Source organism: Microbacterium sp. UBA3394 (assembly GCF_002358725.1).
In the GTDB taxonomy this organism is placed as follows: Bacteria; Actinomycetota; Actinomycetes; order Actinomycetales; family Microbacteriaceae; genus Microbacterium; species Microbacterium luteum.
Genome location: NZ_DEPK01000193.1, coordinates 2,295 through 5,516, shown reverse-complemented (window position 1 = coordinate 5,516; position 3,222 = coordinate 2,295). Strand labels below are relative to the sequence as shown.

At 72.3% G+C, this 3,222-nt stretch carries 3 protein-coding genes; 2 read left to right on the top strand and 1 reads right to left on the bottom strand.

What is annotated here, in order from left to right; genetic code table 11:
* Positions 1–408, top strand: a 408-nt coding sequence (locus tag B4E30_RS11625) for an AAA family ATPase (RefSeq protein ID WP_414683214.1), incomplete at its 5' end; no start/stop codon positions are given.
* Between the two features lie 2 nt (positions 409–410).
* Positions 411–1,715 (top strand): DUF58 domain-containing protein, encoded by a 1,305-nt coding sequence (locus B4E30_RS11620; RefSeq protein WP_286795392.1) that lies wholly within the window; start codon positions 411–413, stop codon positions 1,713–1,715.
* An 88-nt stretch (positions 1,716–1,803) separates the two neighbouring features.
* Here the strand turns inward: B4E30_RS11620 and B4E30_RS11615 are convergent.
* Positions 1,804–3,222: peroxidase family protein (locus tag B4E30_RS11615; protein WP_349676961.1), on the bottom strand; the 1,419-nt coding region annotated here is incomplete at its 5' end.

Here is a 3,222-nt window from a genome sequence, read left to right as displayed (position 1 = left end):
GCCGTGCTGCGCCGTCACGCCGAGGGCTTCTCTCCGCGCGACCTCGACGCCGCGGGTCTCGCACCGGTGGTCACCGTCGACGAGATCCACGCCGCCCAGCGGGCGGCTGCCGCGGTGTCCGTCGCCGACGACGTGCTCGGCTACGTGGTCGATCTCGCGCAGGCGACGCGGCGCAGTCCGTCGGTGCAGCTGGGCGTCAGTCCCCGCGCGACGACCGCGCTCCTCGCGGCGGCGAAGGTATGGGCCTGGCTCGGCGGCTATCCCGCCATCACGCCCGACCACGTGCAGACGATGCTCGTGCCGACGTGGCGGCACCGCATCCGTCTGCGCCCCGACGCGGAGCTCGAGGGGGTCTCGGTCGACTCGGTGCTGGCCTGGGTCGTGCAGCAGACCCGCGTTCCGGTCTGACCGTGTTCGTCACCTGGCGCCTGTCGCTGCTGGTCGCCGTCGGCGTCGTTCCGGTGGTGGCGGCGTCGGCTCTGGGCGGCGTCGACGCGTGGGTCGCGGCGGCGCTGTGGGTCATGCTGTGCGCGCTTCTCGCGGTGGTGGATGTGGCCGCCGCCATCTCTCCGCGGGTGCTGCGCGTCTCCCGCGACGCACCGGCGAAGACCCTGCTCGGTGCGCAGACGTCGGTACGGCTGCGGATCGCCAACACCGGCTCCCGCCGCATCCGCGGACGGCTGCGCGATGCGTGGCAGCCGACGGCGGGGGCCCCCGCCGAGCGTCTGCCGCTGGAGATCCCGCCCGGTGAGCGGCGCGACCTCGTGGTGCCGCTTCTCCCTCGCCGGCGCGGGACGCTCGCGAGCGAGATGGTGGTGGTGCGCTCGCACGGGCCGCTCGGACTCGCCGGACGCCAGCGCGCGATCCCGTCTCGGGGCGAGGTCCGCGTGCTGCCGCCGTTCACCTCTCGGCGTCACCTGCCGTCGCGGCTGGCACGCCTGCGCGAGCTCGACGGCAACACCAGCATCCAGGTGCGGGGGCAGGGCACCGAGTTCGACTCGCTGCGGGAGTACGTGCGCGGCGACGACGTGCGCTCGATCGACTGGCGGGCGACCGCGCGTGCCGGCACGACGATGCTCCGCACGTGGCGGCCGGAGCGCGATCGACACGTCGTCATCGTCGTCGACACCGGTCGCACGGCAGCGGCGCGTGTCGGCGACGGCACCCGGCTGGATGCCGCGATGGAGGCGTCGCTCCTGCTCGCGGCGCTTGCGGCCCGGGCGGGCGACCACGTGCACCTGGTGATGTTCGACCGCGTCACCCGCGCGCGTGTGACCGGCGTGGACGGCCCGGGGCTGCTGGCGACGATGGTCGAGGCGATGGCGGGCGTCGAGGCGCAGCTGATCGACACGGACTGGGACGCCGCGCATGCTCAGGTGCGAGCCCTCACCAATCGCCCGGCGCTGGTCGTCCTGCTCACCGCGCAGGACGACGTCGACAGCGCGCGGGCGTTCCTCGGCTCGCTGCCCGCACTGACGGCACGCACCCGGGTGGTCGTCGGCACGGTCACCGACAGCGCCGGGAACCGACCGGATAGAGAGGACGCCGTCGACGTCTACCGGGCCGCGGCGCGGGAACGCGGAGCCTTCGAGGCGTCGCGTGTCGCGGAGGCCATCGCCCGTGCCGGGGGCGATGCGATCGCCGACACCCCGGAGGGGCTGCCGCCGCGGATCGCCGACCGCTACCTCGCGCTGAAGGCCGCCGGCCGACTGTAGGCGCCGGACCCGCACACCAGCAGAGCCCGCACAGCAGCAGGGCCCGCCGCCGCGCGAAGCGGTGACGGGCCCTGGAATCACTCGGGTGTCAGACGAGGTCGAACCGGTCGAGTTCGGTGACCTTGCCCCAGGCAGCGACGAAGTCGCGCACGAACTTCTCGTTCGCGTCGTCGCTCGCGTACACCTCGGCGAGCGCGCGCAGCTCGGAGTTCGAGCCGAACAGCAGGTCGGCGCGGGTGCCGACGCCGACGGGTGCGCCGGAGCCGTCCTTGGTGCCCATGAACGCGTGGCCGCCCTTGTCCAGCGGCTTCCAGGTCGTGCCGAGGTCGAGCAGGTTCACGAAGAAGTCGTTCGACAGCACGCCCTTGCGGGTGGTGAGCACGCCGTGATCCGAGCCGTCCCAGTTCGCACCCAGCGCACGCATCCCGCCGACGAGCACCGTCATCTCCGGTGCCGACAGGGTCAGCAGGTTCGCCTTGTCGATGAGGTGGTACTCACCGGGCATGGTCGCCTTCGGGCCGTAGTAGTTGCGGAACCCATCGGCGGCCGGCTCGAGGAACTCGAACGACACCGCATCCGTCTGCTCCTCACTGGCGTCGGTGCGGCCCGGGTGGAACGGCACCTCCGCGTCGACACCGCCGTCACGCGCCGCCTTCTCGACCGCGGCATTGCCCGCGAGCACGATGAGGTCGGCCAGCGAGACCTTCTTGCCGTCGGTGCGGCCGTCCTCGAACGAGGCCTTGACCCCCTCGAGCACGCTCAGCACCTTCTGCAGCTGGGCGGGGTTGTTGACCTCCCAGTCCTTCTGCGGGGCCAGGCGGATGCGCGCGCCGTTGACACCACCGCGCTTGTCGCTGCCGCGGAAGCTCGACGCAGCGGCCCACGTGGTGCCGACGAGTTCGGCGACGGTGAGCCCGGCATCCATGATCTGCGCCTTGAGGGCCCGCGCGTCGTCGGCGTCGATCAGCTCGTGGTCGACGGCCGGAACGGGGTCCTGCCAGATGAGGTCCTCGGCGGGCACCTCGGAGCCGAGGTAGCGCACCTTCGGTCCCATGTCGCGGTGGGTGAGCTTGAACCACGCCCGCGCGAACGCGTCGGCGAAGGCCTTCGGGTCGTCCTTGAAGCGGCGCGAGATCCGGTCGTACTCGGGGTCGGTGCGCAGCGCGAGGTCGCTCGTGAGCATGCGGGGCTCACGGCGTCCATCGGAGTGGGCCAGCGGCACCATGTCGGCTCCGCCGCCGTCCACCGGACGCCACTGGTGGCCGCCGCCGGGGCTCGTCATGAGCTCCCACTCGTACGCGTACAGGATGTGGAAGAACTCGTTGTCCCAGCGGGTCGGGTGGTAGGTCCAGGTGACCTCGAGCCCGGAGGTGATGGTGTCATCGCCCTTGCCGGTGCCGAAGTTGTTCTTCCAGCCCAGCCCCTGCTGCTCGAGGCCGGCAGCCTCGGGGTTGTCCTCGATGTTGGTGTCGGGCGCCGCGCCGTGGGTCTTGCCGAAGGTGTGGCC